The organism is Bradyrhizobium sp. B117, from assembly GCF_038969555.1.
Classification (GTDB): Bacteria; Pseudomonadota; Alphaproteobacteria; order Rhizobiales; family Xanthobacteraceae; genus Bradyrhizobium.
Map to the genome: position 1 here is coordinate 4,180,611 of NZ_CP152414.1, position 14,555 is coordinate 4,195,165.

At 65.0% G+C, this 14,555-nt stretch carries 17 protein-coding genes; 8 read left to right on the plus strand and 9 right to left on the minus strand.

From position 1 onward, the window contains the following. The first annotated feature begins 24 nt into the window (after nt 1-24). Nucleotides 25-1,248: an MFS transporter gene (locus tag AAFG16_RS20430; RefSeq protein ID WP_283086926.1), complete on the plus strand. Its 1,224-nt coding sequence runs from the start codon at nt 25-27 to the stop codon at nt 1,246-1,248. Nucleotides 1,249-1,402: 154 nt separating this feature from the next. On the opposite strand, the gene AAFG16_RS20435 is transcribed toward AAFG16_RS20430, so the two are convergent. From AAFG16_RS20435 to AAFG16_RS20465, 7 genes are all read right to left on the minus strand, one after another. Continuing rightward, nucleotides 1,403-2,161 carry an SDR family oxidoreductase gene (locus tag AAFG16_RS20435; protein ID WP_342740336.1) on the minus strand — a complete coding sequence of 253 codons (759 nt, stop codon included), beginning with the start codon at nt 2,159-2,161 and terminating at the stop codon, nt 1,403-1,405. A gap of 24 nt (nt 2,162-2,185) precedes the next feature. Further along, entirely contained in the window at nt 2,186-2,944 is a 759-nt protein-coding gene (locus tag AAFG16_RS20440) for a peptidase (protein WP_283086071.1), read from the minus strand. Nucleotides 2,945-3,082: 138 nt separating this feature from the next. Beyond that, entirely contained in the window at nt 3,083-3,490 is a 408-nt protein-coding gene (locus tag AAFG16_RS20445; protein WP_283086072.1) for a carboxymuconolactone decarboxylase family protein, read from the minus strand. A gap of 54 nt (nt 3,491-3,544) precedes the next feature. Next, entirely contained in the window at nt 3,545-4,744 is a 1,200-nt protein-coding gene (locus AAFG16_RS20450) for an acyl-CoA dehydrogenase family protein (protein ID WP_283086073.1), read from the minus strand. A 106-nt stretch (nt 4,745-4,850) separates the two neighbouring features. Continuing rightward, on the minus strand, nt 4,851-5,699 hold the full coding sequence (locus AAFG16_RS20455) for a transglutaminase family protein (RefSeq protein WP_283086074.1): 849 nt from the start codon (nt 5,697-5,699) through the stop codon (nt 4,851-4,853). A 115-nt stretch (nt 5,700-5,814) separates the two neighbouring features. Beyond that, nucleotides 5,815-6,759, minus strand: coding sequence for an alpha-E domain-containing protein (locus AAFG16_RS20460; RefSeq protein ID WP_342740337.1), 945 nt, complete (start codon nt 6,757-6,759; stop codon nt 5,815-5,817). A gap of 5 nt (nt 6,760-6,764) precedes the next feature. Next, nucleotides 6,765-8,183, minus strand: coding sequence for a circularly permuted type 2 ATP-grasp protein (locus AAFG16_RS20465; protein WP_283086075.1), 1,419 nt, complete (start codon nt 8,181-8,183; stop codon nt 6,765-6,767). An 82-nt stretch (nt 8,184-8,265) separates the two neighbouring features. On the opposite strand from AAFG16_RS20465, the gene AAFG16_RS20470 reads away from it, so the two are divergent. The 4 genes from AAFG16_RS20470 to AAFG16_RS20485 all read left to right on the plus strand — a co-directional run bounded on the left by AAFG16_RS20470 (nt 8,266) and on the right by AAFG16_RS20485 (nt 10,607). Then, entirely contained in the window at nt 8,266-8,409 is a 144-nt protein-coding gene (locus tag AAFG16_RS20470; protein WP_283086076.1) for a hypothetical protein, read from the plus strand. Beyond that, nucleotides 8,406-9,143 carry a molybdopterin-binding protein gene (locus AAFG16_RS20475; RefSeq protein WP_283086077.1) on the plus strand — a complete coding sequence of 246 codons (738 nt, stop codon included), beginning with the start codon at nt 8,406-8,408 and terminating at the stop codon, nt 9,141-9,143. The genes AAFG16_RS20470 and AAFG16_RS20475 overlap by 4 nt, the downstream gene beginning before the upstream one ends. A gap of 125 nt (nt 9,144-9,268) precedes the next feature. Next, nucleotides 9,269-9,796, plus strand: coding sequence for a xanthine phosphoribosyltransferase (gene gpt, locus AAFG16_RS20480; protein WP_211414695.1), 528 nt, complete (start codon nt 9,269-9,271; stop codon nt 9,794-9,796). A gap of 154 nt (nt 9,797-9,950) precedes the next feature. After that, a complete protein-coding gene (locus tag AAFG16_RS20485; protein WP_283086078.1) occupies nt 9,951-10,607 on the plus strand; it encodes a hypothetical protein in 657 nt (218 codons plus the stop codon). 82 nt (nt 10,608-10,689) lie between these two features. Here AAFG16_RS20485 and AAFG16_RS20490 read toward each other — a convergent pair whose 3' ends face one another. Continuing rightward, nucleotides 10,690-10,926, minus strand: coding sequence for a hypothetical protein (locus tag AAFG16_RS20490; protein WP_342740338.1), 237 nt, complete (start codon nt 10,924-10,926; stop codon nt 10,690-10,692). Continuing rightward, the gene (locus AAFG16_RS20495) at nt 10,923-11,945 is read right to left on the minus strand and encodes a methionine synthase (RefSeq protein ID WP_283086080.1); all 1,023 of its coding nucleotides are present in this window, start codon (nt 11,943-11,945) and stop codon (nt 10,923-10,925) included. The genes AAFG16_RS20490 and AAFG16_RS20495 overlap by 4 nt, the downstream gene beginning before the upstream one ends. 147 nt (nt 11,946-12,092) lie before the next feature. Here AAFG16_RS20495 and AAFG16_RS20500 point away from each other — a divergent pair, with 147 nt between their 5' ends. The 3 genes from AAFG16_RS20500 (at nt 12,093) to AAFG16_RS20510 (ending at nt 14,519) form a co-directional block, all read left to right on the plus strand. Continuing rightward, on the plus strand, nt 12,093-12,794 hold the full coding sequence (locus tag AAFG16_RS20500) for a glutathione S-transferase N-terminal domain-containing protein (RefSeq protein ID WP_283086081.1): 702 nt from the start codon (nt 12,093-12,095) through the stop codon (nt 12,792-12,794). Nucleotides 12,795-12,933: 139 nt separating this feature from the next. Next, complete coding sequence (locus AAFG16_RS20505) at nt 12,934-13,542, plus strand: 2-hydroxychromene-2-carboxylate isomerase (protein ID WP_342740339.1); 609 nt, start codon at nt 12,934-12,936, stop codon at nt 13,540-13,542. Further along, entirely contained in the window at nt 13,542-14,519 is a 978-nt protein-coding gene (locus AAFG16_RS20510; protein WP_342740340.1) for an NADPH:quinone oxidoreductase family protein, read from the plus strand. Before AAFG16_RS20505 ends, AAFG16_RS20510 begins: the two co-directional genes overlap by 1 nt. Nucleotides 14,520-14,555 lie beyond the last annotated feature (36 nt).

Genomic DNA, 14,555 nt, shown 5'->3' on the forward strand with positions numbered 1-14,555 from the left:
GAAGCGCTTAGCGAAGCGCAGCCGGTGACGGCCAGTCCGCCGGTGACGGCCGGCCAGCTCCTCACCCACCGCGCCTTCCTGTTCTTCCTGCTCTCGCGCAGCCTGTCGAGATTCTCCAGCCAGATCGCGGCGGTCGCGATCGGCTGGCAGATCTACGATCTCACCGGCTCGGCATTCGATCTCGGCATGGTCGGGCTCGTGCAGTTCCTCCCCACGGCCCTCCTGGTGTTCGTCGCCGGCCACGCCGCCGACCGTTTCGAGCGCAAGCGCGTGGTCCAGCTCTGTCAGTTGGTGGAAGCCGCGACCGCGCTCTATCTTGCTGTCATCACCTACCTCGGCGCGGTCGGCGAGGTGCAGATCTTCGTTGCGACCTTCGTGCTCGGCATCGCCGGCGCCTTCGAAAGCCCGACCACGGCGGCACTGCTGCCGCTGATCGCGCCGCAGGGCTCGCTCCAGCGTGCCACCGCGGTCTCCAGCGGCGCGGCGCAAGTCGCGACCATCACGGGCCCTGCGCTCGGCGGCTTTGCCTACGCGATCGCGCCGCATCTTGCCTACGCCGTGATGGTGCTGTTCTGGATTCTCGGGATGATCCTGACCGGCTTCATCCGGCCGCGTCCGCAGGCCATCGCCAGGGACATGGACGCCGCCGACAATATCTTTGCCGGCGTCCGTTTCATCCGCAGCAACCCCGCGATCCTCGGCACCATCTCGCTCGATCTGTTCGCCGTGCTGTTCGGCGGCGTCACCGCGCTGCTGCCGATCTATGCCCGCGATATCCTCCAGACCGGCCCGTTGGGGCTCGGCGTGCTGCGCGCCGCGCCCGCGGTCGGCGCGCTGCTGATGACCGTGGTGCTGGCGCGTCACGCCATCTCGCGGCATGTAGGCCTGCGCATGTTCCAGGCCGTGATCGTGTTCGGCCTCGCCACCATCGTGTTCGCGCTGTCGTCCTGGATGTGGCTGTCGGTGCTCTCGCTCGCCGTTCTCGGCGCCGCCGACACGATCAGCGTCGTGATCCGCTTCTCGTTGGTGCAACTCGCCACCCCCGACGAGATGCGTGGCCGCGTCGGCGCGGTGAATTTTCTCTTCATCAACGCCTCGAACCAGCTCGGCCAGTTCGAGAGCGGGCTGACAGCTGCGTTGTTCGGCGCCATGCCGGCGGCGGTGCTCGGCGGCGTCTGCACCGTCGCAGTGGCGCTGCTCTGGATGAAGCTGTTTCCCAGTCTCCGCCAGGTGGAGAGCTTGGAGTAGCGGAAGGTCTCGTGTCCCGGACGCGGTGCAGCGCGTAAGCGGTGCGCCGCAGAGCCGGGACCCATGTTGCCGCGGGCGATGTCGGAGAGAGGTGGGCCCCGGCTCAGCAGCGCGTCATTGCATGCCGCGCTGCGTCCGGGGCACGAGAGATCGACTAGCCGCGCCCCACGAACGGCATCTTCGTCGCCATCACCGTCATGGTCAGCACGTTGGCATCGAGCGGCAGGCCGGCCATGTAGGCGACGGCATCGCCGACCGCTTTCGCGTCCATGCGCGGTTCGTGCTTGGTGGTGCCGTCGGGCTGAAGCACGCCGGGGCCGTTGACCATGCGGTCGGTCATCGGCGTTGCGGCATTGCCGATGTCGACCTGGCCGACCGCGATGTCATACATGCGGCCGTCGAGGTTCGAGGCCTTGGTCAGGCCGGTGATGGCGTGCTTGGTCGAGGTGTAGGCCGCCGAGAACGGCCGCGGCGCATGCGCCGAGATCGAGCCGTTGTTGATGATGCGGCCGCCGCGCGGGTTCTGGTCCTTCATGATGCGGAAGGCGTGCTGGGTGCACAGGAACGGGCCGGTGAGGTTGGTGTTCACCACCGCCTGCCACTGCTCGAGGCTGAGATCCTCGAAGTTCACCGCCGGCGCGCCCGTGCCGGCATTGTTGAACAGCACGTCGAGACGGCCATAGGTCGCCTTCACCTTGTCGAACAGCGCTGCAATCGAGTCCGGCTTGGTCATGTCGGCGGTGACGCACAGGCTCTTGCCCGCGGGGCCGAGCTTTGCGGTCTCCTCGAGCATGTCGAGGCGGCGGCCGGCGAGCACCACGGTGAAGCCGGTGTTCATCAGCGCCAGCGACGCGGCGCGTCCGACGCCGGTGCCGGCGCCCGTCACCAATGCGATCTTTTTCGCTTCACTCATCGTTTCCTGCCTTTTCTCTTGCTGTCAGGTTTTGGAGTCTTTGTCGTTCTTGTAGGGCGGCCGCGGGATGTTCTGATGCGCCGCGCGCAAGGCCGCCGACCAGCGCGAGCGCAGATCGTGGAAATAGGGCTCACCCGCCTCGATGCGGTGGTTGAGATCGGCATCATAGGCGTCCGAGCGCACCACCAGGACGTCGATGGGAAGGCCGACGCCGAGATTGGAGCGCATGGTCGAGTCCATCGAGATCAGGCCGGTCTTCAGCGCTTCATAGAGCTCGACGTCGTAATGCATGGCGCGGTCGAGCACCGGCTTGCCGTATTTGTGCTCACCGATCTGCAAGTAGGGCGTGTCGGTGGTGCACTCGATGAAATTGCCGGCGGTGTAGACCATGAACAGGCGCATCCGCGCGCCCTTGATCTGCCCGCCGAACAGGAAGGAGACGTCGAAGGAGACATCCTCGGACTTCAGCGCCGGACCTTCGGTGGCATGCACCGCGCGGATCGCCCGGCCGATACGCTGGGCGGCCTGGAACATGGTCGGCGCGTTCATCAGCGTCTCGACCTCGCCCGTGTTGGGGTCCTCCAGGCCCTCGGTCAGGGTGGACAGCACCGACTGGCTGATGGCGAGGTTGCCGGCACTGGCGATCGCCATGATGCGGTCGCCGGGCTTGGAGAAGATGTGCAGCTTGCGGAAGGTCGAGACGTTGTCGAGGCCGGCATTGGTGCGGGTATCGGCGATCATCACCAGACCGTCCCGAACCAGGATTCCGCAGCAATAGGTCATTTCCAGTCCCCGAACGCGTTTGCGCGGAATTACTAACCAATTTCGGGGAGGCATGAAACCCCCGATTCCCGGGGGATAGGCCGTCATTCCGGGCGCGCGTCAGCGCGAGCCCGGAATGACAGCAGCTAGCTCTGTCGCTCAGTCCGCTGCATCCACCAGAAACGCCGCATCGACGGGGACGCCGAGCGCCGTGACCAGCCGGTTCGTCTCGGCGGCCATGCCGACGATGGCGAGCAGCTCGCCATATTCGGCTTCGGTCATGCCCTTGGCCCGGGCGGCGGCGGTGTGGGAATGGATGCAATAGCTGCAGCCATGCGCGATCGACACCGCGACATAAAGCATCTCCTTGACCTTGGGATCGAGCGCGCCCGGACCCATCACCTCCTTGAGGCTCTCCCAGGTCCGCCGCAGCGTCTTCGGATCATGCGCCAGCGCGCGCCAGAAATTGTTGACGAAGTCCGATTTCCGCACCTTGCGGATATCGTCGAAAACGGCGCGCGCCTCGCTGGAGAGCTCATCGTCCGAAAGCAGCTTCACGGTCGCCATGGAATACCTCGCGGGGTCAGGTCTGATCCCGCGAGTGTAGCACGGCTCACGCGGTCAGCCGGCATGCGCAGCCGAACGCCGCAAGGCCAGCTTTCCGATGTCGACATACTGTCTCTGCTGCGCGTGAGCGTGCTGAGCCGCGACATGAAGATCGCGCAGGCGCCGCTGCAACGGCGAAGTGTCGTAGATCGCGCTGCTTCCGGCCAGCGCAAAAGAGGCATCCGCGATGCGGACGCAGGTCGTGGCGAGCCAGGTCGCGGATTGGGCCCCCTCGATCACGAGGTCTTCGTCGTTCAGCGTTCCCGACTGCGCGTGACGCCAGTGGCTGGCGGCCTGGGCCTCTTGAAACGCCCGTGCGGCCGCGAGGTCGGCGGAAATCCGGCCGAGCTCGTATTGGAAGGTCTCGGATTCCCGCATCGGCACGGTCGCATGCAATTGCTGCTTCCCGGTACCGGCGAGCGCGAGCAGTTCATCGACGGTACCCTCCGCCACGCCCACCGCGAATGCGCTGTGCACCAGGGGCAGCCATTGCATCAGCGCCTGATAGAGCGGACCCGGCTGCTGCGGGCCTGCACCAAGATCGATGAAATCGGCCTCGGGAACCAGCGTCTCCTTCAGCGTGACGTGATGGCTGGCGGTGCCCTTCAGTCCCGCCGCGTGCCAGGTGTCCTCGATCTCCCAGTCGCGCGCCGGCAGCGCCACGACGCGAACCTGCGGCTTGCCCTGCTCACCCGGGACCGGTTTGCCATTCTCGGTGACAATGCAGAACCCGCCGATCCAGTCGGCATGGGTGCAACCGCTGACAAACGGCCAGCGGCCCTTGACGCGATAGCCGCCGTCCACGCGCTCTGCCGTTCCACCTGGTTGGGACGAGCCGCAGATCGCCGTATCGGGTCCGTCCTGATAGATGCGCTTGTACAGTTCCGGGCGTGACGCGGCGACGAACAGGCTGCTGGCTCCGGCCACGACCGAGATCCAGCCGACCGAGCCGTCGAGACGGCTAAGTGCCCTGATGACCTCCATTCCGGCCGGAAAATCCAGCTCCAGCCCGCCATGGCTTCGCGGCACGAACATGCGAAAGACACCGATCGACTTCAGCCGCTCCACGATATCAGGCGAGACGCGGCGCGCGGCTTCCATCTCCGCGGCGCGAGCCTTGATCGACGGCGCCAGTTTCTGGATGCCCGCAAGCATGTCCTTGTGGGGATCGCGCAGTTGCACGGAATGTGTCTTGGTCTTTTCTTGAAGCCGCATCTGTCTCAACCTCTGTTGCGGAAACGGATCGCAACGGAGGTTGAACAGAGAGCGCTACGGCGCGGTTTCAGCGCGAGGATCGTCGATTACAGCTGTAACGCTGCGCCTAGCCCTGCCGCTGGGACTGCGATTGCGACTGCCCGCCGCGCCCGGCCTGATCGACCTTGACCGCAACCGTCAGCGTCTCGGAGCCGCCGCCGTAACGGGTGCCGCGCACGGGTGCTGCGCCGAGATAATCGAGCCCGATGGCGACGCGGACATGGGCGTCGGTGGCGCAGATGCTGTTGGCGGGATCGAAGCCGACCCAGCCGAGGTCAGGCACGTAGGCCTCCGCCCAGGCATGGCCGGCGTCCTGGTGCACGGTGCCGTCGGCCCGCAGGAAATGGCCGGAGACGAAGCGCGCCGGCACGCCGCCGGTGCGCGCGCAGGCGATGAAGATGTGCGCGTAGTCCTGGCAGACGCCGCGCTTGAGCGTGAAGGCTTCGGCCGCCGAGGTGCCGCTGTTGGTCGGATCCTCGTCGAAGGTCATGTGCTCGCTGATCTGCGTCATCAGCGTGTGCAGGAAGCCGAGCGTGTCGCTCTCGGCCTCGCTGCGCAGCTGGCGCGCCACCGCCGTCATCGCCGGATTGACGGAGGTGAGGTCGGTCGTACGCAAAAACATGCCGGCCGGAAAACGCTCGTCGGCGCCGCGCAGCACGCCGCCGGTGTCATGGGTTTCGATCAGGCCCTCGGCTGTGATCCTGATGTCGCCGACGGGTCCGCAGGACAGCACGTGGGTGACGTTGCCGAACGCGTCCTCATGGGTGTCGAGCTTGGTGTCGGTGGAGACGTCGATCTGCCACTCCGCCACATATTGCCCGTCATGGCTGCCGGGCGTCATGCGCAGGATCTGGATCACGCTGGTCGCCGCCGGCTCGTAGCGATAGGTCGTTGTGTGCTGGATTCGCAGGCGCATGGTGTTTGATTCCGTCATTCCGGGGCGGTCCGTTAGGACCGAACCCGGAATCTCGAGATTCCGGGTTCGCGCTGCGCGCGCCCCGGAATGACGATGAGTGAGAGTCCCTGTTCGACTAGATCAAATACTGCTTCGTGATGATTTCGCCCAGCCTGGAATTATCAGCGATGAATTCCTGAATGAATTCATGCACGCCGTGCTGGAAAATGTCGTTCATGTTGCTGTGTTCCAGCCGGTTGCGGATGCCGCGGGCGTGGCGCTGGGCCGGGCCCTGGCGGCCATAGGCGACGCCGATCTGGTCGAGGTTGCGCACGAGATTGCCGTAGCAGCTCGCGAGCGAGCGCGGCAGCGTGTCGTTGAGGATGAGCAGGTCCGCGATCAGCCAGGGCTTCAGCGTCTCGCGATAGACCCAGTGATAGGCCGTCAGCGCTGAGACCGAGCGCAGGATCGAGCTCCACTGGTAGAAGTCGAGCGGGCCGCCGACATGCTCCTCCTCGGGCAGCAGCACGTGATACTTCACGTCGAGGATGCGCGCGGTGTTGTCGGCGCGCTCCAGATGCACGCCCATCCGCGAGAACCAATAGGCGTCGTTGCGCAGCATGGTCCGGTAGGCCGAGCCGTCGAAGCGCAGCGAGGTCTCCTGCACGAAGCGCAGGAACTTTGCGAGGTCCTCGCGCGTCGAGGTGCCCTTGCTCCAGACCGCCTGCAGCTCGATCCAGGCCGAGTTGATGGTGTCCCACATCTCGCTGGTCAGCGCGGTGCGCACCGAGCGCGAGTTCAGCCGTGCCGCCTCGATGCAGTTCCGGATCGAGGACGGGTTGTTCGCGGAGAACGAGAGATAGTCGACGACGTTGTGCTCGTTGGCTTCCTCGTAGGTCTGGTAGAAGCTGGCGGCGACGCCGGCGGTAAGCAGCGCGGAGTCCCATTCATTGGTCTTGCCGATATAGGCGGCCGGCAAGGCTGTGACGCGCAAGGTCGCATCGATCGTGCGCGCGAGATACTCGGCCCGTTCGACGTAGCGGGCGAGCCAGTAGAGGTTTTCGGCGGTACGCGACAGCATTCTCTCTACTCGTCCAGAATCCAGGTGTCTTTGGTGCCGCCGCCCTGGCTCGAATTCACCACGAGCGAACCTTCCTTCAGCGCAACGCGCGTCAGCCCGCCCGGCACGATCGTGGTGCGCTTGCTGCCGGTGAGCACGAACGGTCTGAGGTCGACGTGGCGCGGCGCAAGGCCGGCGGCCGTGCAAGTCGGGCAGGTCGAGAGCGCCAGCGTCGGCTGGGCGATAAAGCCTTCCGGCTCGCGCTTGAGCTTTTCGCGGAAGGCCTCGATCGTCGCTTTCGTCGCGGCGGGGCCGATCAGCATGCCGTAGCCGCCGGAGCCGTGCACCTCCTTCACGACCAGTTCGCCGAGATTGTCCAGCACGTAAGCCAGATCCTTCGGCTCGCGGCAGCGCCATGTCGGCACGTTCTTCAGGATCGGCTCCTCGCCGAGATAGAATTTCACGATGTCAGGCATGTAGGAGTAGATCGCCTTGTCGTCGGCGATGCCGGTGCCGACGGCGTTGGCGAGCGTGATGTTGCCGGCCGCATAGGCCGACATCAGGCCGGGCACGCCGAGCACCGAGTCGGGGCGGAAGGTGAGGGGATCGAGGAAGTCGTCGTCGACGCGGCGATAGATCACGTCGACCCGCTTCAGCCCTTCCGTGGTCCGCATGAACACTTCGTTGTTCTTGACGATGAGGTCGCGGCCCTCGACGAGCTCGATGCCGAGCTTGTCGGCCAGGAACGAGTGCTCGTAATAGGCGGAATTGTAGACGCCCGGCGTGAGCAGCGCGACGGTCGGTTCGCCGGAGGCGCTTTGCGGCGCGACCGAGCGCAACGCCGCGAGCAGCTCGTCCGGATAGCGTTCGACCGGCGCCACCTTGTGGCGGGCGAACAGATCCGGAAACAGCCGCATCATGATCTCGCGGTTTTCCAGCATGTAGGACACGCCCGACGGCGTGCGCGCATTGTCCTCCAGCACGATGAAGTCCTCGGCGTCGACCCGGACGATGTCGATGCCGGCAATGTGCACGTAGACGTCGTGCGGCACCTGCTGGCCATTCATCTCGGGGCGGAAGACCGGGTTCTGGAAGATCAGATCGTCGGGCACGACCTCCGCACGCAGGATGTCGCGGCCGTGATAGATGTCGCGCAGGAACATGTTGAGCGCGCGCACGCGCTGCTTGAGGCCCTTCTCCAGCAGCGCCCATTCCTTGCCGGACATGATCCTGGGGATCACGTCGAACGGGATCAGTCGCTCGGTGGACTCGGCCTCGCCATAGACCGCGAAGGTGATGCCGATCCGGCGAAACAGGAGCTCGGCCTCCTGGCGGCGATATTCGAGCGCCTCGGGAGGCGTCTCCTTGAGCCAGCGTGCCAGCTCCTGATAGGCGGGGCGAAGGTCCCCGCCGGGAATATTCATTTCGTCAAACGCGACTGCCATAGATCCCGACTGTTCTCCGTGGCCATGCGGCAAGAGTGCATGACTTTCATGCGGTAGCAAGGGCCGGGCCAGCGCGATAAGCATGGACTGGCAGGATTTGCCGGGGATGACTGGCGGCTTGCCTGAAAAAATGGCTGAGGACTGCTTATTTCGGCAGCAAAACCGCGTGACTTCAACGCGTTACCTCGGCAAAGTCGAGACGACAGGTGAGGGACTGAAGGCATGAGCGAGATCGTCACGGCGGGCATTCTGGTCATCGGGGATGAAATCCTGTCCGGCCGGACCAAGGACAAGAATATCGGCTTCATCGCCGAATACCTGACCAATATCGGCATCGACCTGAAGGAAGTCCGGGTCGTCTCCGACGACGAGGCCGACATCATCGCCGCGTTGGATGCACTGCGGCATCGCTACACCTATGTCTTCACGACGGGCGGTATCGGGCCGACCCATGACGACATCACCGCCGACAGCGTCGCCAAGGCGTTCGGCGTCGGCATCGACCATCACCCGGAGGTGGTCGCCCGTTTCCGCGAGCGCTGGAGCGAGCAGGACCTCAACGAGGCCCGTCTGCGCATGGCCCGCATTCCCGATGGCGCCGAGCTGATCCAGAGCGCGACCATCCTCGCGCCCGGCTTCAAGATCGGCAATGTCATCGTCATGGCCGGCGTGCCCTCGATCATGCAGGCGATGATGGACATCGTCTCGCCCAAGCTGAAATCCGGCGTGCGGATGCTGTCCGAATCGGTGCGCGCCAATGCGCGCGAGGGCGACATCGGCAGCCCGCTGCGGGCGATCGCCGAGGCCCATCCCGACACCATCATCGGCAGCTATCCCTTCATGGACGAGGAGCAGAAGCCGAACACCAATCTGGTGGTGCGCTCGCGCGATGCGGATAAGCTCGCAGCGGCAATGTCCGCGGTGAAGGACATGCTGGCGGGATTGAACATCACCCGCTAAAGCGCCGCGCCCGGCGCTTTAGCGTTTTATTGGAGCATGATCTTACCGGAAAACCGCTGCACACTTTTCCGGATCATGCTTTTAGCGGCCGGCTTGCCGGACGTTTGATGAAGCAGGAGACGACAATGGCTGGTGAAGCACCGGAACTGAATGCGCAGGAAAAGGCCGGCAAGGCCTTCCCGGTGTCGTGGGACCAGTTCCACCGGGATTGCCGGGCGCTGACCTGGCGCCTCAACGAGGTCGGCCCGTTCCACGCGGTGATCGCGATCACCCGCGGCGGCCTGGTGCCCGCCGCGATCGTGGCCCGTGAGCTCGGCGTGCGCGTGATCGATACGGTCTGCATCGCCAGCTACGACCACAACAAGCAGGGCGAGCTTCAGGTGCTCAAGGGCATTTCCGAGGCGGCCATGAAGCTCGGCAACGGCACGGGCAAGGGGCTCTTGATCGTCGACGACCTCGTCGACACCGGCAAGACTGGCCGCCTGGTGCGCGAGATGCTGCCTGATGCGCATTTCGCCACGGTCTATGCCAAGCCAATGGGACGTCCGCTGGTCGACACCTTCATCACCGAAGTGTCGCAGGACACGTGGATATTCTTCCCGTGGGACACGGCGCTCTCGTACCATCCACCGCTGCGTGACGGGGCGGCGTAGTTTTTCTTCGCCTCTCCCCGCGTGCGGGGAGAGGCCGCGCCGTAGGCGCGGGTGAGGGGGACTCTCCGCGAGTCCAGCTCTCACCGAGTTTGCAGAGGCTCCCCCTCATCCCGACCTTCTCCCCGCACGCGGGGAGAAGGAGAAGAGCCGCACCATGCCCCTGCAAAACCGCGTCACCCCCACCGGCGACATCATCGCCACCCCGCATCGCGGCATGTTCACCGGCAATCGCGGCATCATCCATGATCCCGCGACCAAGACGCTTCTGAAGAAGCGCTGGTCGACGCCGGCCTGGCTCACTTGCGCCTGTGAATTCCGCGGCCGCCGCCGCGAGGTGATGGCGCAGCGAAGCTGGACCGAGCTGTTCTTCCTTGACGAGGCCACCGCGCTCGCCGCCGGCCATCGCCCCTGCTTCTACTGCCGCCGTGACGAGGCCAATCAGTTTCGGACCGCATGGGAGCAGGGCAACCGCGTGCATGACGTCCGCATGCACGACATCGACACGGTGCTGCATCACGAGCGGCTCGACCAGGGCAGGAAGCGCCTGCACGCGCTGCTGGTGCCGCTCGACCAGCTCCCTGACGGCGCGATGGTGCAGCAGGGCGATGAGAGTTTTCTGGTCGTGCAGGGCAGGGCGTTGTTGTGGTCGCCTGCGGGTTATGTTGCCGATGTGCGCGAGCTTGAAGGCGCGCAATTGCTGACGCCGCCTTCGACGCTGCGCGCCATGAATGCCGGCTATCAGGCAACGCTCCATCCCAGCGCACTCTGCGCTCCCTCCCCCCTTGCGGGGGAGGGCGGGGGAGAGGGGTAGCCACGGGCGAGAGCGGAGCTTGTGGCCACCCCTCTCCCTAACCCTCCCCCGCAAGGGCGGAGGGGACGCACCGAACGCGTAGCTACTTCAGCGGCCGTCCCTGTTCGTCGACCGTCGTGCGCGCGTCGCGCAGAGCCCATTCGCGGATGATCTGGCGGCAGCGGGTGAGTTCGGCTTCGCTGACGCTGCCGGCCTGCTTCTCCGCGCGCTCGATCATGGCTTTGCAGTTGAAGAGCACCGAGCGGTCCTCCGCGCAAGCAGGCAGAGTGGTCGCCGCAAAGGCTGCGGCGACGAGCACCGTCCGAACGTCCACCATCATCCGAGCTTCTCGCGCGCCAGCGCGGCGCCGGCGCCAAGCGCCATCAGCTTGGCTTCGGCGATCTCGCGCCGCATCGGCGCCATGCCGCAATTGGTGGTGGCGATGATGTTGCTCTTCGGCACGAACTTCGAGACGGCGTCGATCACCTGCACGACGTCCTCGGCCGTCTCGACCGTGTCGCTGGCGACGTCGATCACGCCCGCCTGCACGATCTTGTTCTTGAGGAGCGCGAGCAGGTCGAGCGGCACCTTCGAATTGCGGCACTCGATCGCGACCTGCTGGATCGGGCTCGCGTCGATCGCGGGGAAGATCTGCTCATACTGCCGCCATTGCGTCCCGAGCGTTTCCTTCCAGTCGGTGTTGGCCTTGATGCCGTAGCCGTAGCAGATGTGCACGGCGGTGGTGCAGGTCAGGCCCTGCGCGGCGCGCTCCAGCGCCTTGATGCCCCAGTCGTTGACCTCGTCCATGTAGACGTTGAAGGCGGGCTCGTCGAACTGCACGAGATCGACGCCGTCGGCCTGCAAGGCCTTGGCCTCTTCGTTCAGGAGCTCGGCGAAGGCAAATGCCATCTTGACGCGGTCGCCATAGTAACGGTCGGCGATGGTGTCGATGATGGTCATCGGGCCGGGCAGGGTGAATTTCAGCTTCTTCTTCGTGTGCGTGCGCGCCACTTGCGCCTCAAAGGCGTGGACGCGGCCCTTGAGCCGGAGCGGCGCGACCACCTGCGGCACCATCGCCTTGTAGCGGTCCTTGCGGATGCCCATCTCGACCTTGTGGGCGAAATCGATGCCCTCGATCTTCTCCAGAAAACCGTGCACGAAATGCTGCCGGGCCTGCTCGCCCTCAGTGACGATGTCGATGCCGGCGTCTTCCTGGATCTTCAGCCAGATCAGCGTCGCGTCGCGCTTGGCGCGGAGCAGCTCGTCGCCTTGGGACTTCCAGGGCGCCCAGAGCATGTTGGGCTCGGCGAGCCATTCGGGCTTCGGCAAGGAGCCGGCGATCGTGGTTGGAAACAGCATGGCGGCCCTCCCGGCAGGTTGAGTTGCGCCCCTTCCTGCCATGTCCTAACGTCGAGGTACAGAACAACGAAAGTCGCTCTCTATTCCAGCGGCGGCGCCAGGGAAGGCCGAAGGGAAAGGCCCAAAGGGAAGGCCAGAGGACAGGTCATGATCGACCTCTATTACGCGCCGACGCCGAACGGCTGGAAAATCTCGATCATGCTGGAGGAACTCGGGCTTCCCTACACGGTGAAGCCCGTCAATATCCGCGCCGGCGAGCAGTTCAACCCCGAGTTTCTCGCGATCTCCCCCAACAACCGCATTCCCGCGATTGTCGATCATGACCCGGCCGATGGTGGTGCGCCGTTCTCGGCATTCGAGACCGGCGCAATCCTGATTTATCTGGCGGAGAAGTCCGGCCGTTTCTTGCCCACCGACCTGCGCGGCCGCTCCACCACCATCCAATGGGTGATGTGGCAGATGGGAGGGCTCGGGCCGATGCTCGGCCAGCACGGCCATTTCGCGCTCTATGCCGCCGAGAAGATTCCCTATGCGATCGAGCGCTACCGCGATGAGGCGGCGCGGCTCTATGGCGTGCTCGACCGGCAGCTCGGCAAGACCCTCGCTTATGTCGCCGGCGACTATTCCATCGCCGACATCGCCTGCTTCCCCTGGACCATGACCCACAAGGCGCAGGGCTTTACCCTCGACGACTATTCGAACGTGAAACGCTGGTACGCCGAGGTGCGGGCAAGGCCGCAGGTGCAGGCGGGACTTGCGATCGGAAAATTCGTGAAAGAGCCGTTCGACGAGGAATCACGCAAGATCATGTTCGGCCAGCGTGCGAAGGAAGTGCTGGGAAGGAAGTAGCCACAGCTGCCTCCTCGTCATTGCGAGCGAAGCGAAGCAATCCAGACTGGTTCTGTGGAAAGAGTCTGGATTGCTTCGTCGCTCCGCTCCTCGCAATGACGGGGGAGAGATCGAGACAAACACGACACAAGGAAACCCCATGATCGAATTCTTCTTCGACTGCTCCAGCCCCTGGACTTATCTCGCCTTCCACAACATCCAGCCGCTGGCAAAGGAGGTCGGCGCCGAGATCGCCTGGCGGCCGATCCTGGTCGGTGGCATCTTCAACACGGTCAATCCGAGCGTCTACGCCCAGCGCGAAAAGCCCGTGCCGCTGAAGGCGCGCTACATGAAAAAGGACCTCTCGGACTGGGCGCGCTCGGCCGGCCTGTCGATCAAGATGCCGCCGACGGTATTTCCGGTGAACAGCGTCAAGGCCATGCGCGGCTGCATCTGGCTCGGCAAAGAGACGGTGCCGTTCGCGACCGCCGTTTTCGAGACCTATTGGGGCGACGACAAGGACATCTCGCAGGACGCGGTGCTCGCCGAGATCTGCAGGAAAGTCGGCATCGACGAGCAGAAGTTCTTTGCCGGCATTTCCGAGCAGGGCATCAAGGACCAGCTCAAGGCCAACACCGAAGAGGTCGTCGCGCGCGGCGGCTTCGGCTCGCCGACGATTTTTGTCAACAAGACGGATATGTATTTCGGCAATGATCGCCTGCCGTTGATCCGCGAGGCGCTTCTGCGCAGCAAGGCGAGCGCGGCCTGATGGTGCGCGCTGTCGTTTGCCGCGCGCTCGGCGCGCCCGAAACCTTGCAGCTGGAGGAGTTTCCATCGCGCGCCCTGAAACAGGGCGAGGTGCGCGTTGCGATCCGTGCCGCGGGGTTGAATTTCCCTGACGTGCTGATGGCGGCCGGCGAATATCAGCTCAAGCCGGAGTTGCCGTTCACGCCGGGCATGGAGGCCGCCGGCGACGTCACCGAGGTCGGCGCGGAGGCGAGGGGCATTGCCGTCGGCGACAAGGTCATCGTGAAGATGCGCCACGGAGCCTTCACCGATGAAGCCGTGGTGACGCCGTCGCAGCTCACGCCGATGCCGTCCACCTTCGACTATGCCGAGGCCGCGACCTATCTCGCCGGCCACGGCACCGCCTATCACGCGCTGATCGATCGCGGCCGGGTCGAGCCCGGCGAGGTGCTGCTGGTGCATGGCGCCGGCGGCGGCGTCGGCCTTGCTGCCGTCGAGATCGGCAAAATGCTCGGCGCAACCGTGATCGCGACCGCCTCCAGCGACGAGAAGCTTGCGATCGCGAAATCGCGCGGCGCCGACCATCTCATCCGCTATGACCGCGAGCCGTTCCGCGATGCGGTCAAGCGCATCACCGACGGCCGCGGGGCGGACGTCGTGTTCGATCCCGTCGGCGGCGAGGTGTTCGAGAATTCGATGCGCTGCATCGGGTGGGGCGCGCGGCTGCTGGTGATCGGCTTTACGGGCGGCATCGGTTCGGCCAAGACCAATCTGTTGCTGATCAAGGGCGCCAGCGTGCTCGGCGTGCGCGCTGGCGAAGCGGTACGGAAAAATCCCGCGCTGGGCGAGGTGCGCCTGAAGGCGCTCTTGCAGTGGGCGGAGGAGGGCAAGCTGCGCCCGAACGTCTCGCATCGCCTGCCGCTGGAGGATTACGCGAAGGCGATGCGGCTCTTGATCGACCGCAAGGTGATCGGGCGCGTGGCGCTAACAATGCGGTGACGATGCCGTAGGGTGGGCAAAGCGAAGCGTGCCCAC